The sequence below is a fragment of the Sulfitobacter sp. genome, from assembly GCF_036961165.1.
Taxonomy (GTDB): domain Bacteria; phylum Pseudomonadota; class Alphaproteobacteria; order Rhodobacterales; family Rhodobacteraceae; genus Sulfitobacter.
The window spans coordinates 18,038-44,909 of sequence record NZ_JBALVJ010000031.1 but is presented as its reverse complement, the minus strand read 5'-3'; the positions used below and the strand labels follow the sequence as shown (position 1 = coordinate 44,909).

The 26,872-nt window shown below is 57.9% G+C and carries 21 protein-coding genes and 2 pseudogenes; 16 read left to right on the top strand and 7 right to left on the bottom strand.

What is annotated here, in order from left to right; genetic code table 11:
- Positions 1-50: 50 nt before the first annotated feature.
- Together V7730_RS13645 and V7730_RS13640 are read right to left on the bottom strand one after the other, a co-directional pair.
- Positions 51-725: pseudogene (locus V7730_RS13645) on the bottom strand (carbohydrate ABC transporter permease); the annotation flags it as partial.
- 112 nt (positions 726-837) lie between these two features.
- Complete coding sequence (locus V7730_RS13640) at positions 838-2,040, bottom strand: ABC transporter substrate-binding protein (RefSeq protein WP_443070223.1); 1,203 nt, start codon at positions 2,038-2,040, stop codon at positions 838-840.
- Positions 2,041-2,231: 191 nt separating this feature from the next.
- Here V7730_RS13640 and V7730_RS13635 point away from each other — a divergent pair, with 191 nt between their 5' ends.
- Both V7730_RS13635 and V7730_RS13630 read left to right on the top strand, forming a co-directional pair.
- On the top strand, positions 2,232-3,011 hold the full coding sequence (locus tag V7730_RS13635; protein ID WP_335748149.1) for an IclR family transcriptional regulator: 780 nt from the start codon (positions 2,232-2,234) through the stop codon (positions 3,009-3,011).
- Between the two features lie 16 nt (positions 3,012-3,027).
- A pseudogene (locus tag V7730_RS13630) lies at positions 3,028-4,087 on the top strand (ABC transporter ATP-binding protein).
- Positions 4,088-4,115: 28 nt separating this feature from the next.
- Here the strand turns inward: V7730_RS13630 and cueR are convergent.
- Both cueR and V7730_RS13620 read right to left on the bottom strand, forming a co-directional pair.
- Positions 4,116-4,502 (bottom strand): Cu(I)-responsive transcriptional regulator, encoded by a 387-nt coding sequence (gene cueR / locus V7730_RS13625; protein ID WP_335748148.1) that lies wholly within the window; start codon positions 4,500-4,502, stop codon positions 4,116-4,118.
- Between the two features lie 9 nt (positions 4,503-4,511).
- Positions 4,512-6,971 carry a heavy metal translocating P-type ATPase gene (locus V7730_RS13620; protein WP_443070224.1) on the bottom strand — a complete coding sequence of 820 codons (2,460 nt, stop codon included), beginning with the start codon at positions 6,969-6,971 and terminating at the stop codon, positions 4,512-4,514.
- Positions 6,972-7,235: 264 nt separating this feature from the next.
- On the opposite strand from V7730_RS13620, the gene V7730_RS13615 reads away from it, so the two are divergent.
- The 4 genes from V7730_RS13615 (at position 7,236) to hpaR (ending at position 12,787) form a co-directional block, all read left to right on the top strand.
- The gene (locus V7730_RS13615; protein WP_335748146.1) at positions 7,236-9,557 is read left to right on the top strand and encodes a Tex family protein; all 2,322 of its coding nucleotides are present in this window, start codon (positions 7,236-7,238) and stop codon (positions 9,555-9,557) included.
- Between the two features lie 146 nt (positions 9,558-9,703).
- Entirely contained in the window at positions 9,704-11,512 is a 1,809-nt protein-coding gene (gene edd / locus V7730_RS13610) for a phosphogluconate dehydratase (RefSeq protein WP_335748145.1), read from the top strand.
- A gap of 3 nt (positions 11,513-11,515) precedes the next feature.
- Complete coding sequence (gene eda / locus V7730_RS13605) at positions 11,516-12,151, top strand: bifunctional 4-hydroxy-2-oxoglutarate aldolase/2-dehydro-3-deoxy-phosphogluconate aldolase (protein WP_335748144.1); 636 nt, start codon at positions 11,516-11,518, stop codon at positions 12,149-12,151.
- Between the two features lie 180 nt (positions 12,152-12,331).
- Complete coding sequence (gene hpaR, locus V7730_RS13600; RefSeq protein ID WP_335748143.1) at positions 12,332-12,787, top strand: homoprotocatechuate degradation operon regulator HpaR; 456 nt, start codon at positions 12,332-12,334, stop codon at positions 12,785-12,787.
- Here hpaR and V7730_RS13595 read toward each other — a convergent pair.
- On the bottom strand, positions 12,784-14,433 hold the full coding sequence (locus V7730_RS13595; RefSeq protein WP_335748142.1) for a sulfatase-like hydrolase/transferase: 1,650 nt from the start codon (positions 14,431-14,433) through the stop codon (positions 12,784-12,786). The genes hpaR and V7730_RS13595 overlap by 4 nt on opposite strands.
- Positions 14,434-14,615: 182 nt before the next feature.
- On the opposite strand from V7730_RS13595, the gene V7730_RS13590 reads away from it, so the two are divergent.
- Together V7730_RS13590 and V7730_RS13585 are read left to right on the top strand one after the other, a co-directional pair.
- Positions 14,616-15,545 (top strand): lipid A-modifier LpxR family protein, encoded by a 930-nt coding sequence (locus V7730_RS13590; protein ID WP_335748141.1) that lies wholly within the window; start codon positions 14,616-14,618, stop codon positions 15,543-15,545.
- A 111-nt stretch (positions 15,546-15,656) separates the two neighbouring features.
- Positions 15,657-16,727 carry a Hint domain-containing protein gene (locus V7730_RS13585; RefSeq protein ID WP_335748140.1) on the top strand — a complete coding sequence of 357 codons (1,071 nt, stop codon included), beginning with the start codon at positions 15,657-15,659 and terminating at the stop codon, positions 16,725-16,727.
- A 57-nt stretch (positions 16,728-16,784) separates the two neighbouring features.
- Here V7730_RS13585 and V7730_RS13580 read toward each other — a convergent pair whose 3' ends face one another.
- Entirely contained in the window at positions 16,785-17,357 is a 573-nt protein-coding gene (locus V7730_RS13580; RefSeq protein ID WP_335748139.1) for a TlpA disulfide reductase family protein, read from the bottom strand.
- Between the two features lie 23 nt (positions 17,358-17,380).
- On the opposite strand from V7730_RS13580, the gene argH reads away from it, so the two are divergent.
- The 5 genes from argH (at position 17,381) to V7730_RS13555 (ending at position 23,380) form a co-directional block, all read left to right on the top strand.
- Positions 17,381-18,772, top strand: a complete 1,392-nt coding sequence (gene argH / locus V7730_RS13575) for an argininosuccinate lyase (protein WP_335748138.1) — start codon at positions 17,381-17,383, stop codon at positions 18,770-18,772.
- On the top strand, positions 18,769-18,939 hold the full coding sequence (locus tag V7730_RS13570) for a hypothetical protein (protein ID WP_335748137.1): 171 nt from the start codon (positions 18,769-18,771) through the stop codon (positions 18,937-18,939). The genes argH and V7730_RS13570 overlap by 4 nt, the downstream gene beginning before the upstream one ends.
- A gap of 157 nt (positions 18,940-19,096) precedes the next feature.
- Positions 19,097-19,414, top strand: a complete 318-nt coding sequence (locus tag V7730_RS13565) for a DUF2834 domain-containing protein (RefSeq protein WP_335748136.1) — start codon at positions 19,097-19,099, stop codon at positions 19,412-19,414.
- A 30-nt stretch (positions 19,415-19,444) separates the two neighbouring features.
- Entirely contained in the window at positions 19,445-20,728 is a 1,284-nt protein-coding gene (gene lysA / locus V7730_RS13560; protein WP_335748135.1) for a diaminopimelate decarboxylase, read from the top strand.
- Positions 20,729-20,749: 21 nt separating this feature from the next.
- Positions 20,750-23,380, top strand: a complete 2,631-nt coding sequence (locus V7730_RS13555) for a TIGR02302 family protein (RefSeq protein WP_335748134.1) — start codon at positions 20,750-20,752, stop codon at positions 23,378-23,380.
- A 35-nt stretch (positions 23,381-23,415) separates the two neighbouring features.
- On the opposite strand, the gene V7730_RS13550 is transcribed toward V7730_RS13555, so the two are convergent.
- Complete coding sequence (locus V7730_RS13550; protein ID WP_335748133.1) at positions 23,416-24,252, bottom strand: zinc-ribbon domain-containing protein; 837 nt, start codon at positions 24,250-24,252, stop codon at positions 23,416-23,418.
- Positions 24,253-24,417: 165 nt separating this feature from the next.
- On the opposite strand from V7730_RS13550, the gene V7730_RS13545 reads away from it, so the two are divergent.
- From V7730_RS13545 to V7730_RS13535, 3 genes are read left to right on the top strand one after another with little or no spacing between them, the layout of a single operon-like run.
- Entirely contained in the window at positions 24,418-25,095 is a 678-nt protein-coding gene (locus V7730_RS13545; protein ID WP_335748132.1) for a cell division ATP-binding protein FtsE, read from the top strand.
- A complete protein-coding gene (locus tag V7730_RS13540) occupies positions 25,092-26,000 on the top strand; it encodes a cell division protein FtsX (RefSeq protein WP_335748131.1) in 909 nt (302 codons plus the stop codon). The genes V7730_RS13545 and V7730_RS13540 overlap by 4 nt, the downstream gene beginning before the upstream one ends.
- Positions 25,997-26,737 (top strand): lysophospholipid acyltransferase family protein, encoded by a 741-nt coding sequence (locus V7730_RS13535; protein WP_335748130.1) that lies wholly within the window; start codon positions 25,997-25,999, stop codon positions 26,735-26,737. The genes V7730_RS13540 and V7730_RS13535 overlap by 4 nt, the downstream gene beginning before the upstream one ends.
- Positions 26,738-26,872: the final 135 nt, after the last annotated feature.

Below are 26,872 nucleotides of genomic sequence, written 5' to 3'. Positions count from 1 at the left end.
TCCCGCAGAGCGTTTCAATGCATGTGTTGCGTCGATCAGTTGAGACCGCCGCCGATAACGGTAACGACAAAGGCAATGAACGTGGCTGGGCGCAGCTGCGGCAGGATCACGTACCACAGCATGCGCAGTCCCTTTGCGCCATCCAGTCGTGCAGCCTCGACCTGCTCGGGGTCCACCGCATTCAGACCTGTGAGATAGAGGATCATGCAATATGCCGTCTGCGGCCACAGGCCAGCCGCGATGATCCCATAGGTTGCCAGTTGCGGGTCGCCCAATACGTTCACGGGGCCAAGCCCGACCAGCCCGATGATCGCATTGAACAGCCCGAAGGTCGGATCGTAAAACCAAGTGAAGACAAGCCCGACAACGATTTGCGAAATCACGAAAGGAAAGAAGAACAGCGATTTATACAGGCGGATGCCACGCACTGTCTGGTTCAGGAACAGTGCGATGAACAGGCCCGCAGGCACGGCTAAAAGGTAAAAAACCAGCCATTTGGCGTTGTTCCAAAGCGAGGTGTTGAACGCCGGATCGCGGGTCAGCAGCTTTTCATAATTGGCCAGCCCGACATATTCGGCTTCTCCCAGCCCGTCCCATTTGTAGAGCGAGATGTTGAAGCTTTGTGCGATGGGATAGACCACATAAAGCGCGAACATCGCCAGCGCAGGAAGCAGGAACAGCCACGGCGTTACCGCGATCTGGTTGCGTTTGTACCAGCTGGTCATGAATTCCTCCCTCGTGCTTGGTGTATTCGGGTCAACAAGGAAAAACACGCGAACGGGCTTTTCGCTGGTGACGGGTGGGGCGCGCGAGGTGTCCCGCGCGCCCAGTTTTTGGTTAGATGTCCTTACGAACGGCTTCCATACGCCCAAGGATGTCATCCAGATTATCCGGGAACACCATGAACTCCTGCATGCCTTCCATCGCGGCCTTTGCCATTTCGGCAGGGAAGTCGCGGTCAAAGAACAGCGCAACACCGCCGGGGCTGTTCGAGGATAACATCTCAAAGCCTTCTTGCAGGAACTTGTCATCATCCACAGCCGACTTGGCGTTGACCGGCAGCTGGCCAAGGTTGTCACCGTTGTTGATTAGCGTCTGCTCATCTGCCGAGACCACGAAACGCAGGAATGCACGGGCGTTATCCTTGTTTTGGGCATTGGCTGGAATATGGAACGTATCGGTTGGCGCATCTTCGGCCAGCGCGACACCTTCGGTGATCATCGGGAACTGGTGGAAGTCTAGCTGATCGTCGGTCAGGCCTGCTTCGCGCAGTGGCGCCACGGCAAAGTTGCCCTTTAGGATAGCAGCAGCATCACCGGAGACGAGAAGCGGAAGCGACTGCTGCCAGTCCTTGTTCTGGTGATCGTCAACGAACGCACCCAGATCAATCAGACGGCGCCAGTTGGCGAATGTTTCACGCACGCGGTCATCGGTCCAAGGGGTTTCACCGCGGGCCATTTGCATGTGGAAATCAAACCCGTGGGTCCTCATGTTCAGGTAGTCAAACCAGCCCGAAGCGGTCCACAGCCATTTGGTTCCGATTGTATAGCACTTGCGGCCCGACTCGATGACCTTCTCACAGTTCGAGATCATCTCTTCGAAGTTCGCAGGCTCTTTGATGCCCAGCTCTTCGTAGATGTCTTTGCGATAGTAAACGCCCCACTGGTAGTATGTGTAGGGTACGCCCCACTGCTTGCCATCAATGGTCATCGCACCCTTGGTCGACGCCAGATTTTCAGCAATCTCGGGTTCGGCCCACAGATCAGAGACGTCTTCGAAAAGGCCTGCGTTGACATAAGGTATCATGCGGTTGGCGGCATACCATGTCGCAACATCAGGCGCGTTTGCCGTCAGGAAGTTGCGGATTTGGGTTTTATAGGCCTCGCGGTCAATGACGGTCGTTTCGATGTTCATTTCAGGATTTTTAGCCTGAAATCGCCCGATCATCTCTTCCATCGTGGCGCGCGGCGGAGGGTTCGACGTATCGAGAAAAATCTTCAGATCACCGGTCAGGCCTTCAGCGGACACGGCACCGGACAAACGCTGGTTGCAGCAAGCGCCGCCACCAGGATTTTTGTGCGTTGGAACATGGTTTCCTCCCTTTTGCTCCCCTTGAAACTGCTTCCATTATTTGAAACTTAATCTCAACTATTGAAAATACTGTTCCGAATCGCTACAAAAGTCAACGGGATTGGCCTGCTGTATGACTTGCGCATCCTAGGGAGGACACCATGAATAAGCCCGCTCATAGAGACGGAACAGTCGGTAAGGCATTGGAAGTTTTGGATATGGTCGCCGGTTTCGGTAAGCCGGTGCGGTTCACTGATTTGCTGGAAAAAAGCCCCTATCCAAAGGCGACTCTGTACCGTTTTCTGCAGACTCTGACCAATCAGCAGATGCTCAACTACGAAGAGGACACCGGCACATATAGTCTGGGTATCCGTCTGATGCGGCTGGCACACGAAGCATGGAAGAATGCGTCGCTTGCGCCAATCGCACGGCCACATGTCGAAACTCTGGCGGCACAGATTGGTGAAACAGTTCACTTAGCCCAGCTGGATAATGGGCAGGTGCTATTTGTGGATAAGCTGAACGCCTCTGACCGGTTTCAAACCCTTGCGCAGGTGGGGCAGGTGGCACCCGCCTATTGCACAGGCGTTGGCAAGGCGATGTTGGCCTTTGTCGCGCCCAAGCGGCTACAGATCGCTTTGCAACAGCAATCCTACCTCCAGTACACCGATGCCACCCACGGCTCTGCCGAGAGTCTGATGAAAGAGCTTGAGATCATTCGGGCACAAGGGATCGCCTTTGACCGCGAAGAACACCAGCGGGGCGTCAATTCGATTGCCGCGCCTATCCTGTCCAGCAATGGCCGGATTGTTGGTGCGATTTCGATCGCCTCTGCGACCAGCCGCTTTGATACCGATGCACTTATGCAATTCCGTGAGCCACTTTTGGATGCGGCAAAGAAAATCGGTGACGACGCCACCTCGTGGCAATTTCCGTCATAATCCGGAAGGAAACTCTATGTCTGGCGTTAAACTTGAAAAGGCCATCAAGCGTTACGGTGAGGTGCAGGTCATTCATGGCGTGGATCTCCAGATCGAACACGGAGAGTTCTGCGTGTTTGTAGGTCCGTCGGGCCGCGGGAAATCCACCCTGTTGCGCATGATCGCAGGGCTGGAAGAAACGACTGACGGCACAATCTCAATCGGGGACCGCGATGTGACCCGCCTTGATCCGTCTGAACGCGGTGTCGCGATGGTGTTCCAGACCTATGCGCTTTACCCGCATATGACAGTTGAGCAGAACATGGGCTTTGGCCTGAAGATGAACGGCCATCCCAAGGCCGAGATCTCCGCGAAAGTGGCGGAGGCGAGCCGTATTCTCAAGCTGGATGAGTATCTGTCGCGCAAGCCAAAGGCGCTGTCAGGCGGCCAGCGCCAGCGTGTTGCCTGACAGCGCCATCGTGCGTGGGCCCGAGGTCTTTCTGTTTGATGAGCCGCTGTCCAACCTAGATGCAGAATTGCGCGTGGATATGCGCGTTGAGATCGCGCGCCTGCACAATGAAATCGGCGCAACGATGATCTACGTGACCCATGATCAGGTCGAAGCCATGACATTGGCCGACAAGATCGTCGTCCTACGTGCTGGCAGGGTAGAGCAGGTCGGTAGTCCGATGGACCTCTATCAGAATCCGGACAATAAGTTTGTGGCAGGTTTCATCGGGTCGCCTTCGATGAACTTCCTGATTGGTGTCGTTGAGAACGGTAAGGTCCGTGTTGCCGGTTTGGAAAACAGGTTGATTGATGCGAACGTCGACTTGCCCGCTGACGGGGGTGAGGTGTTCGTCGGTCTGCGTCCGCAGCACCTTGAGGTTTCCGAAGCCGCAACAGCGCTTCGCGTTGATCTTCGTGAGCGTCTGGGCGGGGTCTCATACGACCATCTTACCACCCCGACAGGTGAGCGGATTGTGGTCGAAACCAAAGGAGATGATCCGATTGCATCAGGCACCACGGTTTCGGTCGGGTTTGACGCGGCAAACGCGTTGTTCTTTGATGCCGCGACTGAAAAACGCCTCCGATAAGCAAGACCGCCGATGGGCAGCGATAGACCTAGTGTTCCTCAAGCTTTTGCAGGATCGGACAATTGGGGCGTTGGTCACCGGCGCATTCACGTACCAGATGAGATAGCGTGTCGCGGATGTCTTCCAGATCCGCGATCTTTTGTTCAATCCGCGCAAGGTGTTCTGACGCGATTGCGCGGACATCAGCACTGGCGCGGTCCTGATCATCCCATAGGGCTAACAGGTTGCGACAGTCCTCAATCGTGAACCCCAATGCGCGCGACCGGCCCATAAACGCCAGCTTGTGCATGTCCGTATCGCGAAAGCTGCGATAGCCGTTGGTGTCACGCTGCGGTGTCACCAAACCTATGTCTTCATAGTAGCGGATGGTCTTGGCAGGTAGGCCTACTTTTTCGGCCACTTCTCCGATGTTCATCACAGGTTCCTATTCGGCTGGTACGGGTGTTAGCGCAGGCTGTGGTGCCTCGGTGCTGCCGCTAGGTGCTGCAACCCAGCGCAAGCGCAGGGCGTTGGACACGACAAACACGCTCGACAAGGCCATGGCACCTGCCGCCAAAGCGGGCGACAGCATCCAACCGAACATCGGATAGAATACGCCAGCAGCGACGGGGATCAGCAGCGCATTGTATCCGAAAGCCCAGAATAGGTTCTGATGGATATTTCGCATCGTACTTTGGCTGATGTGCAGCGCACGCGCTACGCCATCCAAGTCGCCTGACATCAGGACGACATCGGCGGCCTCAATGGCCACATCCGTGCCGGTGCCGATTGCGATGCCCACATCGGCATGCGCCAATGCTGGCGCGTCATTGATCCCGTCCCCGACAAAGGCGACCTTGTGACCCTCAGCCTTCAGCTGTGCAATGGCGTCCACTTTGCCTTCAGGCAAGACTTCTGCCACGATGGCATCAATGCCAAGCTGTTTAGCGATGGCCTGCGCAGTGCCCTTGTTGTCACCGGTAATCATGGCGACTTTCAGCCCGATTTTATGCAGGGATGCGATTGCATCTGCTGTGTTTGGCTTGATCGGGTCTGATATGGCAATCACCGCAGCCAAGCGTCCGTCGATTGCGGCATAGAGCGGTGTCTTGCCCTTCTGGCCCAAGTCCTCACCAATTGACTGCGCTGCGTTCAGCTCAATCCCTTCGCGAAGCATCAGGCGATCCGCACCCACCAGAACCTTGCGCCCCTCGACCACAGCGCTGACCCCGTATCCGGTGAGCGATGTGAAATTCTCGACTTGCCCCAACGACAGCCCATCGTTTTGCGCGGCGCGCGCAATGGCTGCGGCGATGGGATGCTCTGACATCGCCTCGACCGAGCCGACAAGCCGGAGAACATCTACGCGATCAAAACCTTCGGAAACTGAAAAATCCGTCAACTCTGGCCGCCCCTCGGTCAGCGTACCTGTTTTGTCAAAGGCCACCGTTTGCACATCACCCAGCCCTTGCAAGGCATCGCCGCGCCGGAACAGCACGCCCAGTTCAGCGGCGCGGCCCGTGCCGACCATGATAGATGTGGGCGTGGCCAAGCCCATCGCACACGGGCAGGCGATGATCAAAACCGCCACCGCGGCCACCAGCGCACGACCCATCGCCGGATCAGGTCCAAGAATAAGCCACGCCACAAAGGTCAGCAGTGCCACAGCCATAACCGCAGGCACGAACCACAACGTAATCCTGTTCACCAAATCCTGTATCGGCAGCTTGGCACCCTGCGCCTCTTCTACCATGCGAATGATCTGGGCGAGCGTGGTGTCATTGCCGACCTTGGTCGCGCGAAAAACCAGCGCCCCAGTGCCATTGACTGTGCCGCCCACGACCTCTGCATCAGGGCCTTTTTCAACAGGTACAGGTTCTCCGGTGATCATGCTTTCATCGACATAGGATGCGCCGCGCAGCACGATCCCGTCGACGGCGATTTTTTCGCCCGGCCGCAGGTGGATCAGGTCTCCCTGTACGATCTGCTCAACCGGTGTATCAACGGTATTACCGTCACGTTCGACCAGCGCTGTTTTGGCGCGCAAACCCACCAGCTTGGCGATAGCCTGACCCGTACGCCCCTTGGCGCGCGCTTCTAGATAGCGGCCCAAAAGGATCAGCGTAACAATCACGGCTGCCGCTTCAAAATAGACGACGCGGGTACCCTCGGGAAGCAAAGAGGGAGCAAATAGCGCAACGGTCGAAAAGGCCCAAGCCGCCCCCGAACCCAGCGCAACAAGCGAATTCATGTCAGGTGCGTGCTTCAACAACGCTGGCACGCCCTTGAGATAGAATTGCCGACCGGGCCATGCCAGCACAAGAGTGGTGAGCACGAACTGGATGGCCCAACTGGTTCCCATTCCCAGAGTGTTCATCACCCAATTATGAATCGCCGGCACCGCATGGCTGCCCATCTCAAGTATAAACACTGGCAAAGTGAGCGCCGCCGCAAGGAACATCATGCGCCGTAAATGCGCGGCCTCGGCGGTCTTGCGGTCTTCGGCTTCAGTTGTACGCTCTTGGTCCACGATCAACGTGGCGCGGTATCCTGCTGCGGTCGCTGCGGCGGCGACTATTTCTGGCGCGGTGCCCAATGCGTGCACCGTTGCTTCTTCGCTTGCCAGGTTGACTGAGGCCGAGGTGACACCGGGGACCGCCGCCAATGCGCGCTCAACCCGCCCAACACAGGAAGCGCAAGACATGCTTTCCACCGAAAAGCGGAAGGTGTCTGCCTGTGCTGGATAGCCCGCGGTTTGCAGTGCCGCCTCGATTGCATGCGCATCAAGGTCCGCGTCTCCGCTGACGCGAACAGTCTCGTTGGCAAGGTTCACTTGTGCGTCTGCCACACCCGTGACAGCCAGCAGCGCTTTTTCTACCCGTCCTACGCAGGACGCACAGCTCATTTCGCGCACGTTAAAGGTAAGGGATTTTTCGCTGCTCATTTTGGTCTCTATAATCCGGCTCATCTTCGACATAGGGGTCCAGTAAGGGGAAGGTCAAGGGGGCGACCGAAAGATAAGCGGTAAACAGGCGGTGGCGCTGATCATCATTGAATGGCCGTTTCGGGCCAGACGGCAAGCTCTTTGCGGCGAAGCTGCTCGGGAGGGCTTGGCGGCCCTACGAAGGGGCGCTATCACGGTCCTCCGATCCCGCCTCAGGAGACAGCCATGACCCTTGCTAAAGACCGCATCGCCCGCACCATTGCCCAAGATATCGGCGCACGGGTGGAGCAGGTGACCGCCACAGTGGCGCTTCTGGATGGTGGGGACACGGTGCCTTTTGTCGCGCGCTACCGCAAAGAGGCGACAGGCGGGCTGGATGATACCCAGTTGCGCAAACTGGCCGAGCGGCTGGATTACTTGCGTGATCTGGAGAAACGCCGCGCAAGCATTCTGGGTGAGATCACGTCGCAGGGTAAATTGACCGATGCGCTGGCGCGCTCGATTGCGGCTGCCGATACGAAATCCGTGCTCGAAGATTTGTACCTGCCGTACAAGCCAAAGCGGCGCACCAAAGCAATGATTGCCCGCGAAAACGGGCTGGAGACGCTGCTCCGTGCCATCATGGACGACCTTAACGCTGATCCGGCCACGCTCGCCGAAGGTTATCTCAGCGAAGCGGTGCCGACTTCCAAGGAGGCATTGAACGGAGCACGCGACATTCTGGTGGAAGAACTGGGTGAAAACGCAACCCTGCTTGGTCGCCTGCGGGAATTCATGCAGCGAGAGGCGCTGATCACCGCGCGCGTGACTGCAGGCAAAGAAGAGGTTGGAGCGAAGTTCTCGGACTACTTTGACCACAGTGAGAAATGGTCCGCGATCCCGTCGCACCGCGCTTTGGCCATTTTGCGTGCGGCGAAAGAAGAGATCGTGACCGTCAATATCGCGCCCGAGCCAGAGGCTGGGTTGCCCCGAGTACACGCGATCATCGCGGCCGAGATCGGCATCGCGGGGCAGGGTGCGGGGGATGTCTGGTTGCAGGGCGTGGCGGTTTGGGCATGGAGCGTGAAGCTGAGCCTGTCCATGTTTATGGATCTGATGACCGATCTGCGCCGTCGTGCCTATGACGCGGCTATCGATGTATTTGCGCGCAACTTGCGTGATTTGTTGTTGGCGGCTCCTGCGGGCGCGCGCGCCACACTTGGTCTTGATCCCGGCATCCGGACCGGCTGCAAAATTGCTGTGGTCGATGAGACGGGCAAGCTGCTCGATACGTCAACGATCTATCCGTTCCAGCCCAAGAACGATCTGCGCGGGGCAGAGGAAACCCTGATCCAGATGATCCGCCGCCACGGCATCGTACTGATTGCTATCGGCAATGGCACGGCCAGCCGTGAATCCGAACGGTTGGTGGCTGATGTGATCAAGCGTCTGCCCGCTGACGTTCAGCGCCCCACGCCCGTCATCGTCTCAGAGGCCGGCGCATCCGTCTATTCCGCATCCGAGCTTGCCTCGTTGGAGTTTCCTGACATTGATGTGTCCTTGCGTGGCGCAGTGTCGATCGCGCGGCGTTTGCAAGACCCGCTGGCAGAGCTGGTCAAGATCGAGCCGCAGGCGATTGGTGTCGGTCAATACCAGCATGACGTGGACCAGCGTCGTCTTGCACAATCTCTTGCTGCCGTGGTCGAGGACGCGGTGAACGCTGTCGGCGTCGATCTCAACATGGCCTCAGCGCCACTGCTGTCGCACATCGCGGGCCTTGGGCCATCGCTGGCGCAGGCTGTTGTTGCGCATCGTGATGCCAACGGACCCTTCGCTAGCCGAAAGGCGCTTCTGAAGGTGGCGGGGCTTGGTCCCAAAGCCTATGAGCAATGCGCAGGCTTCTTGCGGATCAATGACGGGGCGGAGCCTCTGGACGCTTCATCAGTGCACCCCGAGGCCTACGGTGTTGCGCGCAAGATCGTGCAGGCCTGCGGGCGTGACATTCGTGCGATCATGGGTGACAGCGGCGCGTTGTCCGGTCTGCGGGCCGAGCAATTCGTGGACGACAGCTTTGGCCTGCCGACAGTGCGCGATATTTTGGCCGAGCTGGAAAAGCCCGGCCGTGACCCGCGACCGACGTTCAAGACGGCCACCTTTGCCGAAGGCATCGACAGCATCATCGATTTGAAGTCGGGGATGTCGCTGGAAGGGACCGTGACCAACGTTGCGGCCTTTGGGGCATTTGTGGATATCGGGGTGCATCAGGATGGGTTGGTCCACGTCAGCCAGCTTGCCGACCGCTTTGTCAAAGACCCGCATGAGGTTGTGAAGGCCGGCGATGTTGTTCGAGTGCGCGTCACCGAAGTGGACGTGCCGCGTAAACGCATCGGGCTGAGCATGCGCAAGGATGGCGGTGCTGCCTCTGCTCCGCGCAGTGAAGCACCGGAGAAGCCCAAGCAAAGCCGAACGCCAAAATCGGCCAGTGCCAAATCGGCCAAACCTGAAAGTCAGGGCGCCTTCGGTTCAGCCTTGGCCGATGCGATGAAGCGCACGGCCGACGATTCCTGAAGTAGGTTCAACCTGAGCTTGGGACCGATTGATTGTGCCGCCCTTCTACGGGTTGCGTTATTACACGGTTTTTTCCGGCTTCCATTTTGCGCTATTTATGATATGTTAGCGCTAACTTTTTGACATGATCTCGGGAGAATATGATCGTGAGCCTGAATGCAGAACTGACCAAGATCACTGATCGCATCGTCGCACGCAGCGCGCAGAGCCGCGAAGCCTATCTGGCGCGGATGCAGGCAGCGCGCCGTCAGGGGCCATCACGCGGGCATCTGTCGTGTAGCGGACAAGCTCATGCCTTTGCCGCCGCTGGGCCTGATCAAGGAAAGCTTGCCACGGGGCAGGGTGGTAATTTGGGCATCGTGACAGCCTATAACGACATGCTCTCGGCGCATCAGCCGTATGAACGGTATCCCACGCTGATCCGTGATGCTGTGCGTGCGAATGGCGGGACTGCGCAGGTTGCGGGTGGCGTACCCGCCATGTGCGACGGCGTGACCCAAGGTGAGGCTGGCATGGAGCTAAGCCTGTTCTCGCGTGACGTGATCGCGATGGCAGCTGGCGTGGCGCTGAGCCACAACACGTTTGATGCGGCTGTGTTCCTTGGTGTCTGTGACAAGATCGTGCCGGGCCTTGTGATCGGCGCGCAAGTCTTCGGTCATCTGCCTGCAGTATTCATCCCAGCTGGCCCGATGACCAGTGGATTGCAAAACGAAGAGAAGGCGAAGGTGCGTCAGAAGTTTGCTGCTGGCGAAGTTGGCCGCGATGCTTTGATGGCGGCTGAAATGGCTGCCTATCACGGCCCCGGTACGTGCACATTCTACGGCACAGCCAACACCAACCAAATGCTGATGGAGTTTATGGGCCTGCACCTACCAGCCTCCAGCTTCATCAACCCCGGTGCGGAAATCCGTGATGCGCTGACGGTTGAGGCCGCGCACCGCGCCCTGTCGATGAGCGATCTGGGTGAGAATTATACACCGGTTTGCGATATCCTGACGGAAAAAGCCTTTGTGAACGGGATGGTCGGTCTGATGGCCACTGGTGGCTCGACCAACTTGCTGATCCACCTCATCGCGATGGCGCGCGTCGGCGGGATCATCCTTGATTGGCAGGATTTTTCAGATATTTCCGACATCGTGCCGCTTCTGGCGCGGGTCTATCCAAATGGTCTTGCGGATGTGAACCATTTCCATGCCGCAGGCGGGCTTGGCTATATGATCGGTCAGCTGTTGAAGGTGGGGCTTTTGCATCCCGACACCAAGACAGTCGCGGGCGAGGGGCTGCATCACTATACGCAAGAGCCGTTTATGGATGACGGCGCGCTTGCATGGCGTGACGGCACAGCCGAAAGCCTGAACACAGGCATCCTGCGCCCCGCATCCGAACCTTTTGCCACATCCGGCGGGCTCAAACGCCTGTCGGGCAGCCTTGGCACCAGCGTGATTAAGATATCTGCCGTGGACCCCGTTCATCACCTGATTGAGGCCCCCGTGCGGGTCTTTCATGATCAGGATGAGGTCAAGGCGGCGTTTAAAGCCGGTGAATTTACTGGAGATGTCATTGTCGTGGTGCGCTTTCAGGGGCCAAAGGCCAACGGGATGCCAGAGCTTCACAGCCTCACGCCGCTGCTGGGTATTCTACAAGGGCGCGGCTACAAGGTGGCGCTGGTCACTGACGGGCGTATGTCTGGCGCATCAGGCAAGGTACCTGCGGCGATTCACGTTAGCCCCGAAGCGTTGGATGGCGGGCCGATTGCTTACCTGAAGGATGGCGATGTCTTGCGCTTGGACGCCGCTGGGGGAACGTTGGAAATCCTAACTGACGGCGTGCTGGACCGCGAGGCAGTCACCGCCGACCTCAGCCACAACCACTACGGTACGGGCCGCGAGCTGTTCGCGCCGTTCCGCAATGCCGTCGGCACCGCCGATACCGGCGCCTCTGTTTTCGGGAATTGAACGATGAAGAATGATACTGCCTATATTCGTGAACTGGCCTCTCTTGCCCCTATCATCCCTGTGCTGGTGGTAGAGGATGTGGCCCACGCCATCCCCCTTGCCGAAGCGCTGGTCCGTGGTGGACTGCCCGTGCTTGAAGTAACCTTGCGCACCGATGCCGCGCTGGACGTGATGACCGCGATGGCCAGCGTTAAAGGCGCGCGGGTTGGCGCAGGAACGCTTGTGACTGCGGAAGATGTGGCCGCAGCGAAGGCCGCAGGTGCCACATTCGGGGTAAGCCCGGGCTCTCCGGCTGCGTTGATTGATGCCTGCCTTGAGGCAGGGTTGCCCTTGCTGCCCGGCGCCGCCACAGCGACAGAGGTGATGACGCTTCAGGCGCGCGGTTTCGAGGTATTGAAATTCTTCCCCGCCGAAGGTGCCGGCGGCATCAAGACGCTCAAAGGTCTGGGCGGTCCGTTGCCTGGTATTTCATTCTGCCCCACAGGCGGTGTCACGCCACAGAACGCGCCGGACTATCTTGCCCTTTCCAACGTGGTTTGCGCGGGCGGCAGTTGGATCGCGCCGTCTGATCTGGTCAAAGCCGGCAAATGGTACCAGATCGAAGAGCGCGCCCGTCAGGCAGCAGCCCTGCCACGCTAGTCTGCGGACGAAATCCTGTGCCAAAGTCGACTGTAGCAGTGCAGTCGGCAACGCAATCGCATGACTGGCGAAATCCAGCTGCGTTACTTGTGGAAATCACGGCACTTTCGCAGAATAATTGCTCAGCTGTCTCAAATTAGCTGTTGTGTCATCCGCTGCATGATGGCTGATAGTTAGACTATGACCAACGAAAATATCTCCAAAAAATTGCACCGTACAAGCCGGTCCTTGCCGATTGCTCTTTTGCGTGCGCGTGAAGCCGTGATGGGGCCTATGCGCGAGATGCTGGCTGACAGCCCTGTGAACGAACAAAAGTGGCGCGTGCTGCGTGTTCTTGAAGAGGTCGGTCCGCAGGATCAGAATACAATCGCCCAACAGGCCTGCCTGCTTTTGCCAAGTCTCACGCGCATCTTGCGGGTGATGGAGGAAGACGGACTGGTCTCGCGTCAAGCTGACCAAGACGACCGCCGCCGCAGCATTGTCACCATCGAGGCTCCAGGGTTGAAAGTGCTTGAATGCCACGCCGAAAAAGCGGCGCTTTTGGTCGAGCAGTTGCGCGCGAAATACGGTGAGGACAAGTTCGAGAAGTTGCTTGATCTGCTTGAGGACCTGCAATCTGTGAACGCAAAAACCTAGCTATCTGTGTCTGGGCCATGGTGCTGCCGGGCAGGGCCGACATATTTGAGCGTCAGTTCCTCATCGACTTCACTACCGTCATACAGAAACGGCAAGATGCCTTTGCGTCCAGATGCGCCCCGTGATGCCTTGATGGCATCTTCGGATTTGGTCACACGCTGTGACATTCGGCGGCCCCATTGCGCCAGCATTCCGTACATCCGGTCAATTTCGGGTTTGTGGCTATCGCCCTTGGCTAAGTCGATGAATTCGTCGGGGTCGTCGGCCAGATCAAACAACATCGGGCGAAAGCCGCCCTCGGCGTGCATCAGTTTATAGCGACCGTCATACACCATGAATAAACGCGCATCGCGCGGCTCCAGGCCCAGTTTCACGCATTGCGGGGTGGCAGAGTAGTCATATTCCGAGATGACAAAATCACGCCACTTGGGCTGCTCGCCCCGCAGCCATGGCAGCAATGAACGCCCTTCGATGATATGATCTGGCACTTTGCCGCCCGCAGCCTCAACGAAGGTCGCGGCCAGATCAATGCTTTCGACCAGCGCATCGCAGGTGGTGCCGCGCGTGACATCGCCTGAGCTTCGGGGGTCATAGATGATCAACGGCACCTTCACTGATTGTTCGTGGAACAAGTCCTTCTCACCCAGCCAATGATCGCCCAGATAGTCACCATGATCCGAGGTCAACACGATCATCGTGTCTTTGAGCGTGTCTGTCGCTTCCAGGTGGTCCAGAAGGCGCCCCAGTTGGTCATCGCATTGTTTGATCAGTCCCATATAGGCTGGGATCACTTTTTCGCGCACTTCATCGCGCTGGAAAGCCTGCGCGATCTTGTTGCCCATATAGGCGCCAAAGACGGGGTGGGGGTCTTCCTGTTCGACAGTATGACGATGCGCATCTGGTACGTGATCGGGGCCATACATGTTGTGATAAGGGGCGGGGACGATGTAGGGCCAATGCGGCTTGATAAAGCTGACGTGCGCGCACCACGGCCCTTTGGCCTGCTCCATGAACTCTATGGTCTGACTGGTCAGCCACGGCGTTTCGCTGTCTTCTTCACAGATGTTGGCAGGTCTGTCTGCGTTGCGAAACATCCAGCCAGAAGCGATTTGCGCATCCGTGACGCCTGCGTTGGCATAATCTGCCCAAGGGTTCTCACCATCATATCCTTTGGATTTGAGGTATTCATTATAGGGCGAGCGTTTCTCGTCATAGTAGCCATCAGGTCCATAGCCCCAAAGCCCGTCATCGCGCACCCATGCGTCAAAGCCGCATTCGGCCTGACGCGCGCCAATGGTGCTGTCCGGTGAAAGACCCAAACGCTCCATACCTTCAGCGTCGGCTTTCATATGCGTTTTGCCCAGTAGCCAGCAATCCATGCCCGCCCTTCGCAAGTGATCGCCCAATGTGTGCTCGCCCACGCGCAGAGGAAATCCATTCCACTGCGCCCCGTGACTGGAGGCATAACGCCCAGTGTAAAAGCACATCCGGCTGGCACCGCAGATCGGAGACTGCACATAGGCATTGGTAAAGCGCACGCCCATGGCCGCGACACGATCAAAGTGCGGTGTGTGCAGGTGTGGATGGCCTGCACAGCTCAGATAATCGAACCGCAGCTGGTCATACATGATGAACAGAATATTCATGGCAATGATCTCCTCCGTCACAGGTAAGCATAACCGGTAACGGGTTTTCCAGTGGCAAAGCGTTGTATCAATGCCGCAATCAGGTGCTGATCTGGCATGAGGCCCAATCCGCCCTTGGCTCGAATCGCGCAACGGGGTTATCGAAAAGGCCGCTGTGGGGGCGATTTTGACAGGATTTTCCGATGGTTAGACACGTCGCCGGCGCAGTATTAGCGTGCGCAGTATCTCTTTTGTTAAGTGCCCCTGCGGCAGATGCTGCTGAGCGCCAGAGCCTTGGCTTTGGACGTCTCCTGAGTAATGACTATTTCGGCGACGGCAAAGACCGTTGGCGTACCGGTTCATGGACGCTGTCGAAGGTTTGGGGATCTGAATGGAACGGGCAGGCGCCCAGCACATTTGGTGACTTGATTGAATTGCGCATTTCCTCAGAAATACTTGCACCCGATAATATCAACAGACCTGCGGCAGGTGACCGGCCTTATGCCGGCGCGTTGTCTGTTGGCGCACATACGCATTTCCAATGGCAAGGTCTTGAGACTGCCTTGGGTGCTGATCTGGTGATGACTGGATCGGGCACAGGCCTTGGCAGCTTCCAGCGCGCTGTTCACAAAGTTCTAGGCGTGCGCATACCTTCTCATGACACGTTGGACCGACAGATTGATGGCGGCATTCACCCGACATTGGTCGGAGAGTTGGGGCGCACTCTATCACTTGCGCCAGGCGTGCAGGCGCGTCCCTTTCTGGAAGGACGCGCCGGGGCAGAGACACTGGTGCGCGCCGGTGTCGACATTACCTTCGGCACAGTTGGAACCGCCGAACTGCTGGTCCGCGAAAGCGTGACTGGACATCGCTATCGCGTGATTGCGGATGATGCTGTAACCGGTTTTACCTTCCTTTTGGGTGCAGACATCGCACAAGTCAGTGACAGTATTTTTCTGCCCGAAGACCGCGGGTATGAGTTGACTAACAGCCGTGACAGGCTGCGTGCAGGCCTGCATTGGCAGGGGCATCGGGCAGCAGCATTTTATGGCGTGACCTATTTGGGCGAAGAATTCGAAGCCCAAAAAGAAGGTCAGTTCGTCGGCTCTATCCGGATCGACCTCAGCTTCTAAGCGGGTCAATACGCAACACTCAAATTGAAACCATCATTCTCTCTTTTCAGAACAGCTCTGTTTTGCTAACTCTTGTTTAATAAAAAAATAATGAGGCAGGCGAAGCAGTATATGGGAACGGGCTTTAAAGGCACGTTCGTCATCTCCTGGTCGCAAACGGAAATTGATGGTCTTGATGCTGCACCCGTGCAGTCATTGAGCGTAGGTGCTGCTTGGGCATGGCGTGGGGACGCTGTGCGTGTTGATGGGCCATCGGATGTTTTGCGGCTGGACGAGGCGGATGGAACAGAGAATTTGCGCAAGCGCGCGGCACGTATGGTGCACCGTCTTGTTGGTGCAGCACTAGAGCGTGATCCGTTAGGACGTTCGTGGGATAAGTGGGACGAAAATACGCCCCTGATGGACAACAGTTTTGTCGTTACCGACGGTGGCAAAAGTTATGGCGTGACATTAATCGAAGTCGGCGGCGGCAGCCAGCCCTTGCTCATGTTCCTCAACGAAATGCCTCCGCGTAACTGCGACCTGTGGATTGTTCACCATACGTTGGGAACAACGCGGGCGACTGATGTTGGCCCCCAACAAAGCGGTGTGATTTGCTTTACGCCCGGCACGCGTATCCAGACGGATATCGGTGTACGGATGATCGAAGATCTGTGCGAAGGGGATCTTGTTCAAACAAAAGATAACGGCTTGCAGCCTTTGCGCTGGATCGGCAAGCGTCGGATGACTGGCGCGCGCCTGTTTGCGATCCCAAAATTGCGGCCGATCAGGATTTCTGGCGGTGCGCTAGGACTGGATCAACCTGACTCGGATTTGCTTGTTTCACCCGAACACAGGATGCTGATTAAAGGCGCCGCTGCGCAGAGCTTGTTCAATACGTCCGAAGTATTGGTGGCGGCAAAAGACCTCATCAACGGGAAGACGATCACCGTTGATATCCAAGTGCGCGAGATTACCTATATTCACGTTTTGCTGGATCAGCATCAGATTGTGTGGGCCAACGGTTTGGAAACGGAGAGCTTCCATCCGGCCTCGGCAGCACTTGCCACGCTCGACGTCAGTGACAGGCTGCGTCTGCTGTCTGGCTATCCAGAGCTGGAATACGATCCACACACCTATGGTAGCTTTGCGCGCCGGACGCTGTCTCCCTCGGAGGCGGCGATCCTAAACCATGCGGCGTGAATTACTGGCCGCATGGACGTAGTGGGTTAAACCGAAAATTTTGAGGACTTTGCACGATCAGCTGTCTTTGCGCGCTTCGATCAATGTCTTGATCACGCTTTTGGCGCTGTCACCGGCCCAATCAGCATCGCCGCGCAGGCGAGCGATTTCACGGCCTTCGGGGTCAATCAGAACGGTGATCGGCAGCCCGAAAATACCCATCTGGCTTGCCAGTGCCTGTTTGGGGTCTTGGTGGCGGGGCAGGTTGGTGATGCCAACCTCTTTGAAGAATTTCACAATACCTTGTGGAGAGTTGCGCCCCGTTGCGATTGTCAAAACCTCGAAGTCATCGCCGCCAAATTCGGTTTGGAGCTCGGAGAGGTGGGGCATTTCCTTGCGGCATGGCGCGCACCAAGTTGCCCAAAAATTCACCAGCACATATTTGCCGCGGTAATCCTCCAGCGAGGCACGACCGGCCCTGTCAGCAAGCTCAAAAGATGCGCCCGACGTAGCCTTGGGTGCCTCGTGCACTACAAGCTTTTTCAAGTCCCCCTCCAGCAACGGCACGATGAGATCGGCATCCGCAGCCAGCGCAGAGTTTGCACCTGTTGTCAGGGCCGTATAGACGAGGATAAGCAACAGTTTCTTCATGGGTCCCTCCGGGGAATAGGCAAATGACTGACAAGACTTCGAACAAAATGTGGGGCGGCCGTTTTGCCGCTGGTCCGGATGCGATCATGGAGGCAATTAATGCCTCGATCAGCTTTGACAAGCGGATGGCTGCTCAGGATATTGCCGGGTCTCGTGCCCATGCGGCCATGTTGGCTGCTCAGGGTATTATCAAGGATAGCGACGCCAAGGCGATACGGGAAGGCCTGCTCACGGTCTTGTCAGAAATCGAGGGCGGAAGTTTCGAGTTTTCTACAGCGCTAGAAGACATCCACATGAATGTGGAAGCGCGTCTTAAAGAGGTGATCGGAGAGCCTGCAGGGCGTCTGCACACTGGCCGGTCGCGAAATGATCAGGTTGCAACGGATTTCAAACTATGGGTCCGCGATCAATTTGATGCTGCCGAAGAGGCGCTGCTTGCACTTATCCGCGCGCTTTTGTCTCAGGCAGAGGCGGGTGCGGATTGGGTCATGCCGGGCTTTACGCATTTGCAAACCGCTCAGCCGGTCACATGGGGCCACCACATGATGGCCTACGTCGAGATGTTCGGCCGCGATCTTGGTCGTATGCGCGATGCACGTGCGCGTATGAATGAAAGCCCACTTGGGGCGGCGGCATTGGCAGGCACATCTTTCCCGATTGACCGCGAAATGACGGCCAAGGCGCTGGGCTTTGATCGTCCCGCGGCCAACAGCCTTGATGCGGTTAGCGATCGCGATTTCGCTTTGGAGTTCCTTGGGGCCGCCAGCATTTGCGCCATGCACCTGAGCCGATTTGCCGAAGAGCTGGTCATCTGGTCCTCGGCGCAGTTCCGCTTTGTGACCTTGTCTGACCGGTTCTCGACCGGTTCCAGCATCATGCCCCAGAAGAAAAACCCGGATGCGGCAGAGCTGATCCGCGCCAAGATTGGCCGGATTTTCGGGGCCAATGTAGCGCTTATGATGGTGATGAAGGGCTTGCCGTTGGCCTACTCCAAAGACATGCAAGAAGATAAAGAGCAGGTGTTTGACGCCGCCGACAACCTCATGCTGGCGCTTGCCGCGATGGAGGGGATGGTACGTGATATGACCGGAAACCGCGTCAACCTTGAAGCAGCAGCGGGCAGCGGCTTTTCTACGGCGACAGACTTGGCTGATTGGCTGGTTCGTGTGCTGGGTTTGCCGTTTCGCGACGCGCATCACATCACCGGATCACTGGTTGCCATGGCCGAGGCGCAGGGCTGTGATTTGCCCGATCTGACGCTTGAGCAGATGCAATCCGCGTATGAGGGGATTACGCAAGACGTATTTTCCGTTCTTGGGGTGGAAAATTCGGTAAACTCGCGCATGTCTTATGGCGGAACGGCGCCCGCGCAGGTGCGCGCGCAGATCGCCCGCTGGAAGGAAGTGCTTGGATGAGAACGCTGATTGTTTTGGCCACCTTGCTGGTCGCCGCCTGCGGTGTGGATGGTGAGCCTGTACAGCCGTCAGGTGGCGTGGATGTCTCGCTCTCGCCTTCGGGCGTGGGGCTGGGGGCAAATATTGGCCTTAACAAAGGCCCGTTGCGGGTTGGACTGGGGCTTTGAAGTTCGTCGGTGCACTCGGTTTGCTGTTTTTGACAGCTTGCGGTCCGACGCAGACAAATGCGCCGCGTGACGTCTCCCCGCAGCAGCAGCCAACCGTCACAACGCCGGGTGTGCATGTCTCCGGCTATGCCAATGTCGGCGTAAAGCGGAGGTTCTGATGTCAGTCTCCAGAATGATTTATCTGGCGCTTGCCATCTGGGGCGCAATCCATCCGATGTACTATTTTGTTCAGTGGTTTCAGGAAAACGGCTGGGACATCATGGCGATGGTGGATGCATGGCATGCAAACGCTGCCTCCAGCGGTCTTGTCTGGGATCTGACAATCGCGGTCATCGCGCTAACCTTCTGGATCATTGTCGAGGTCGCAACACGCCGCAATTTGGGCGCTCTAATTGCAATTCCGGCCACTTTTTGTATCGGGGTAAGCTGCGGCTTGCCACTCTATCTATTTCTGCGTTCGGCACCTGTCCGCTAGGACTGGGTCGCGTCTAAAAGGCAAAATAAAATGGACCACTTTCTGTATCGCTACGGCACGCTCTTTGCCGAGGACGTCCCTATCTCCGAGATCGCGGCAGCAGTCGGGACGCCGTTCTACGTCTACTCTACAGCCACGTTGCTGCGCCACTACCGCGCCTTTGATGAGGCATTGTCGGGCATGGATCATCTCGTGTGCTACGCTATGAAGGCGAACTCCAATCAGGCTGTGCTGCGCACACTGGCGCAGGCTGGCGCAGGCATGGATGTTGTGAGCCAAGGCGAATATCTGCGCGCAAAGGCGGCTGGTGTGCCGGGTGACCGCATTGTTTTTTCCGGTGTAGGCAAAACGGCTGAGGAAATCTGCGTGGCCCTTGAAGGTGGCATCCGGCAATTCAACGTCGAGAGCGAGCCTGAGATGGAAGTTCTCAACGCGGTCGCGATCGAACTGGGGAAGGTCGCACCGATCACCGTGCGGGTGAACCCCGATGTAGACGCCAAAACTCACGCCAAGATCGCCACCGGCAAGTCCGAGAACAAATTTGGCATCCCGATTGCGCGCGCGCGGGAAGTCTATGCCATGGCAGCATCTTTGCCCGGATTGCAGGTGATCGGCATCGATGTGCACATCGGCTCACAGCTGACCGATCTGGCCCCGTTCGAGCTGGCCTACCAGAAAGTGGCGGAGCTAACCAAGCAGCTGCGCAGTGACGGCCACACGATCACGCGGCTGGACCTTGGCGGCGGGTTGGGCATTCCCTACTACGCCAGCAACGAAGCGCCACCATTGCCCAGCGATTACGGCGCGATGGTCGAGCGGACGCTGGGACATCTTGGGTGCGAGATCGAGATCGAGCCGGGCCGCCTAATTGCAGGTAACGCGGGCCTGATGGTGAGCAAGGTCATCTATGTAAAGTCAGGCGAGGGGCGCGATTTTCTGATCCTGGATGGCGCGATGAACGATCTGATCCGCCCGGCGATGTACGATGCGCATCATGATATCGTACCGGTGGTGGAGCCTGCGCCCGGTACTGAAAAACAGCCCTATGACATCGTCGGGCCAGTTTGCGAATCTGGTGACACATTTGCCAAACAGCGCGACATGGTGCCGCTGGCTGCAGGTGATCTCGTCGCCTTCCGAAGTGCCGGTGCTTATGGTGCTGTCATGGCGTCCGAGTATAATTCGCGGGCACTTATTCCCGAAGTTCTGGTGCACGGAGATCAATTTGCGGTTATCCGCCCACGGCCGACCTTTGACGAAATGATAAATCGGGATACCATCCCTTCATGGCTTGAGGCGCATACCGCGACCTGAGCGCCTGCCTGAGAGGTCGATATGGTCCAGTTTACCCCCGAAGATCTAAAGCGCACGTTTGACGGCTTGCGCCGTCCGCTTTGGCTGACGCGTTTGGGGATGAAGGCTGAAGTGGCCGTGCGTAGCCTTTGGCCTTTGATGACCGTGATCTTGCTGGCTTTTGCGGCCGCGATGCTGGGCCTGCATGAAATGCTCCCGCTTGAGGGCGTCTGGGCCGCTGTTGGCCTGACCGTCGGGGCCAGCCTTTGGGCGATCATTTATGCTGTGCGACATTGGTCTTGGCCGTCGGATGCGGATGCAATGATGCGTCTCGACGGCAGCCTTAAGGGCCGCCCTTTAACGGCACTCTTGGATAATCAGGCCATTGGTGGCAGTGATGATGCCTCTGCCGCAGTTTGGCGCGCACACAAGCGCCGCATGGCCGAGCGCGTGGCCGCTGCCCGTGCGGTGCCCGGTGATCTGCGCGTGTCCCCCCGCGATCCCTACGCGCTGCGCTATGTCGCAGTTCTGGCCTTTGGCGTGGCGCTGCTGTTCGGTTCGGTCTGGCGAGTCGGAACGGTGGCGCGAATGGCTGGCGGCGGTAGCACCGATCTGGCCTCTGGTCCCGTTTGGGAAGGCTGGGCTGAACCGCCGCGCTACACCGGAAAACCGACGCTCTATCTTAATGATCTCGCCGAAGGCCCGCTTGAGATGCCTGTGGGGACGCTGATTTCCATGCGGTTATACGGGCAAGTCGGCGCGCTGGATGTGAGCGAAAGCGTTTCCGGTACCTCGCCGCAGGTTGATCCCGAAGCGCCCCCGCAGATGGCGTATGATTTCAAGGTCAACACGAACGGGAGTATTGCAATAGAAGGGCCCGGCGCACGCGCATGGGACATCACCGTGCGCGCGGATGAGGCACCAGAAATCATGATCCTCGGTGCGCCGGATGTAGCGGCGTTGGGCGAAATGCGGCTGCCTTTCGCAGCCAAAGATGACTACGGCGTAGAGGCGGGCGAGGCGCTGATCATGTTGGATCTGGCTTCGGTTGATCGACGCTATGGGCTGGCAGCCGATCCAGATGAACGGAGTGAGATCACAATCCCTCTCCCGATGCCCATCGCGGGTAACCGCGTGGCGTTCGAAGAAAACCTGATTGATGACTTCTCTGAACACCCATGGGCCAACTTACCCGTGACTTTGGCGATGACTGCCTTGGACGCGGCAGAGCAGCAGGCGCAGACGGCGCCAATGCAGATGATCTTGCCGGGTCGTCGGTTTTTTGACCCCACAGCCGCAGCGGTTATCGAAATGCGCCGCGATATCCTTTGGAGTCGCAGCAATGCACGGCGCACAGCTCAGGTCTTGCGCGCCATCAGCTACCTTCCGCAGAATGCATTCCGGACCGAAACCACCGCACTGCGTCTGCGTAAGTTGATCGGGCGGATTGAAACCCTGGCTCGCTTTGGAATTGAAGAGGAAAATCGCGACAAGCTGGCGCAAGACATGTGGGATCTGGCACTGGAGCTTGAAGAAGGTGATCTTGAAGACGCGCGCGAACGGATGCGCCGCGCGCAAGAGCGCCTGAACGAAGCTATGAAGAATGGCGCTTCCGAAGAAGAGATCGCCGAACTGATGCAAGAACTGCGTCGCGCCACCGAAGACTTCATGCAACAACTGCAGCGCGAGCAGGCCGAGCGGCAAGATGGTGAGCAGCAACAAGGCCAGCAGCAGCAAGGCGAATCCATGCAGATGACGCAGGACGATCTGCAACGCATGATGGACCGTATTCAGGAGCTGATGGAGCAAGGCCGCATGGCCGAAGCAGAGCAAGCGCTGCGCGAGCTGCAAGAGATGATGGAGAACATGCAGGTCACGCAAGGCCAGCAAGGCGAAGGCGGCCAGTCTCCCGGTGAGCAAGCGATGGAAGGCCTTGCCGAAACCCTGCGAGAGCAGCAGGGCCTAAGCGATCAAGCCTTTCGCGATCTGCAGGAACAGTTCAACCCCAATGCCCAAGCGGGTGAAAATCAGGGCAACGAAGGCCGCAATGGTGGCCAAGGGCGTGGCGAAAGCCATGAGGGTCAGCAGGGACAAGGCGATGGCCAGCAGGATCAGCAAAACGGAGAGCAAGGTGGCGGCGGTGAACAGCGACCCGGTGAGGGGCAAAGCCAAGGGCAGGAACAAAGCCTTGCCGAACGCCAGCAGCAATTGCGCGACGAACTGAACCGGCAAGAAGGCCGCATGCCCGGCCAAGGCACGCCAGAAGGCGATGCCGCGCGTGATGCGCTTAACCGTGCAGGACGCGCCATGGACGATGCCGAACAGAACCTGCGGGATGGGGCTTTGGCAGAAGCGATCGATAACCAATCCCAAGCGATGGAAGCCTTGCGCGAAAGCATGCGGTCACTGGGTGAGGCATTGGCAGTGGAACAGCGCAGCCAGCAGCCGGGGCAGGGTAGTCAAGAAGGGGAACGGCGCGCAGAAAACCGTGATCCCTTGGGCCGTAACCAAGGCAGCAACGGCGCAACTGGCAGCGACAACGATGCCGATCTCAACGGGGATGCACAAAGCCGGGCGCGTAAATTGCTTGATGAAATTCGCCGCCGTTCAGGTGAGGCTGCGCGGCCAGAAGTTGAGCGTGACTATCTCAACCGTCTGCTGGACCGGTTCTGAATGCTTTAAAAATTGGGCCAGCTGACAGCGGGCACCTAGTTGCCGCTGTCCTTAGCAACTGAATCCAGAGATTTCAGTGCGCTTTGCAAGCCATTATCGAGCCAGACACGTAGCTGGTCTACCATGAAGACATAGCTGTCTAGCGGGCCCTTAAGCGCAGGAACGGATTCAGCCAGACGCGGTGCAATGACATACAGCACGCCGAGAATGATGAATATCATAAGCACTGTCAAAAACCCGACGCGGAAACCGCGACGTGCGCGCTGATATGTCGGAGCTTCGATTTCAGGGCCGACATCAGCGGCACCAGCGCCCGTGCGGGCACTGCCAGACCGCAGGGTCGAATTGATTTCTTCAATATCGGGAAGCAGGTCGCGGCGTGAACCCAAGGTAGCGGCTGCTTCGGCGTCCGGCACAGCCTCGGAGGCTTGATCATCAAAATTCTCTTGCCCGCGCAGACGCGCCATCCGGTCACGCGCCTCGTTGGCGCGACGCTCTGACGCCTCTTGCGGTTCGGGATCTTCAAGGTCCATGCCCAAATCGGGCTGACTTTCTAAGCTGGCTGTTCGATTGGCAAAGCGTGCCGCTTGTTCGGCCTCGGCCTCCTGACGCAGGATATCCGCCACAGCGGGATCAAGCTGCTTACGCGCTGGTGCCGGCGGTGCGGGAGGAGGCGGCGGCGGCGGTGGAGCGACCTCTTCATCTGGCGTTGGTAGATTCTGTGTATCAACATCCTCGTCGGGCATGTTGTCAGGATGGTACTGAAACCATGTCTGGCCACAGTTTGAGCACTGCACATCGCGGCCTGCGGCGGGCAGAACCTCGTCTGGCACTTCGTACTGTGCATCGCAATTTGGACAGATAAGTCTCATCTAACGCCCCGAAAAAACGGTCTTTGACCCGTTTACCACTCAATAACTCTACCATAAGAGTTAACCGGTGGCGCGAAAAGTGCAATATGGCACGTTTGGCATATGCGCATGGATTGAAACCCAAGCGATGCTCAGGCACAACAGGCTAACCAAAAGGGGCGAGCCGTGATCGAGCTGGAAAATGTGGCCTACAGCTATGGTGGGGGGGAGTTGTTGTCCGACATCTCGCTAAAGCTTGCGCCCGGATCTTTTCATTTTCTCACCGGGCCGTCAGGTTCGGGAAAGACAACATTGATGAAGCTGTGCTATGGGGCGCTGCTGCCAACCGCTGGGCATGTGCGCCTGTTTGACCGAGACGTGCGCACGCTGACTCGCGATGACGTCGCATTGTTGCGCCGCCGCGTGGGCGTTGTGCATCAGGATTGCCAGTTTTTGGACCATCTACCGGTTTCCGAGAATATTGCCTTGCCTCTGCATGTCTCTGGCCGCAGCGCCGAGGCGCAGGGCGAGGATTTGGGCGATCTGATGCATTGGGTCGGCCTGACCGAACGCGCAGCTGCACTGCCCCCAGAATTGTCCGGAGGCGAGCGTCAGCGCGCTGCCTTGGCCCGGGCGGTGATCATGTCCCCCGACGTCGTGCTCGCAGATGAGCCGACAGGGAATGTGGATTGGGACATGTCCCAGCGCCTGTTGCGGTTGTTGATCGAGTTGAACCGTATGGGCAAAACCGTGCTTGTTGCCACCCATGACTTGAGCCTGATCCGCGCCACCAAGGCGCACGTGCAAGCGCGGGTGCTGCGCATCGCCAACCGCCGTATCCAACTGGCGGGGGCAGATCTGTGAAGCAGTTGCGGGCCATCACTCAGCGTTTGATCCATTCGGATGCGCAAGCCGACCGTGTTGTACCACGTTCCGGCTTCACCGCGCAGCTGACCTTGTTCGCTGCCGGAGCCATGGCCTTTCTGGCGGTTTTTGCGCTTGCCATGTCACTGGCAGCAGGGAGACTTGCGACCCAATGGGGTGAAGAATTGGCCCGCTCGGCGACCATCCGTATCGCGGCACCAGCCGAACAACAGCAGGCCCAAACCGATGCGGCCCTGCGTATTCTGGAGACGACCAAGGGCGTCGCACAAGCCCGTGCATTGAGCAATGATGAGCAGGCAGCGTTGCTTGCCCCGTGGTTCGGTCCAAAGCTGCAACTTGATGCTTTGCCTGTGCCACGGCTGATTGAAGTGATCGAGACTTCAGACGGAATGGATGCGGCGGGTCTGCGACTGCGGTTAGCGGCGGAGGTGCCGGGTGCGGTTCTGGACGATCACAGCCGCTGGCGCGAGCCGCTGGTGAAGGCAGCCTCGCGTCTGCGCATACTGGGTTGGGCTTCGATCTTGTTGATTGCGGCAGTGACGGCGGCGATGGTGACGCTGGCAGCAAATGCTGCTCTTGCGGCTAACGCTCAGGTGGTTGCGGTGTTGCGGCTGGTTGGCGCGACCGATGACTACATTGCACATGCTTTCATCCGCCGCTTTACCCTGCGGGCGCTGATTGGCGCAGCAGCAGGCATGGTGTTGGGAATGATTGCTGTGCTGTTCATGCCGCGTGGGGGAGATGAGACAGCGAGCTTCCTGACGGGGCTCGGATTTCAGGGCGTGCACTGGTTGATGCCCCTTCTGATACCGCCCTTGGCTGCTGCGGTGGCGTTTGCAGCAACCCGTTTGGCCGCGCGGCGTACTTTGGAAGAATTGTCATGAAGCTCTTGCAGTGGATCCGCTCGATCCTTTTTTCTACACAAGCGACGATCATGTTGCCGGTTATCGGGTTGCTTTATGCCCCATGGGCAATGGTTTCAAAGCGCGGCGCTTATGCGGGCTGCCGTGCCTATGCACGCTGGGTGATCTGGACGGCGGGTTGGATGATAAACCTGCGCTGCGAAGTGCGTGGTACGCCGCCAACAATCGAGGCGCTGGTAGCTGCGAAACACCAGTCATTTCTTGATATCCTAATGATCTACAACGCGCTTCCCGCCTCCAAATTCATCATGAAGAGCCAACTGCGCTATGCGCCGTTTCTGGGGCAGTACGTCACGAAAATGCAGTTCGTGTTCGTTGACCGGGGCAAACGCGGTGCAGCGATCACAAAGATGCTTTCGGATGTAAAAGCAGGACTGCGCGATCCGGGCCAATTAGTAATCTACCCCCAAGGGACGCGCTCTGCTCCCGGCACGCATATGCCCTATAAGGTTGGCACCGCAGTGCTTTACGAGCAGCTGGGGCAGCCTTGCTATCCTGTTGCGACCAACGCGGGCGTGTTTTGGCCGCGCCGTGGGCTATACCGCCGCCCTGGTGTTGCGGTGGTGGAATTTCTTGCTCCAATCCCGTCGGGTCTGGAGCGACATGCGTTTGTAGCGGAATTGGAAAAGCGGATTGAAACCGCGTCAGATGCTCTGCTGGAAGAAACCGGCTTCGCGCATCTCTATTCTAAAAGCTAGATTTTGGAATGTTGCGATGGCTGCAAAGCGGCCATCGGCCTTACATCCTGATGTTTAGATGCGGCGAGAATTCTGGGTGATAGCAGATCCTTGAAAAGGATCTGGGGCAGGCCTTGTCTCAAAGCCTGCCCCCTT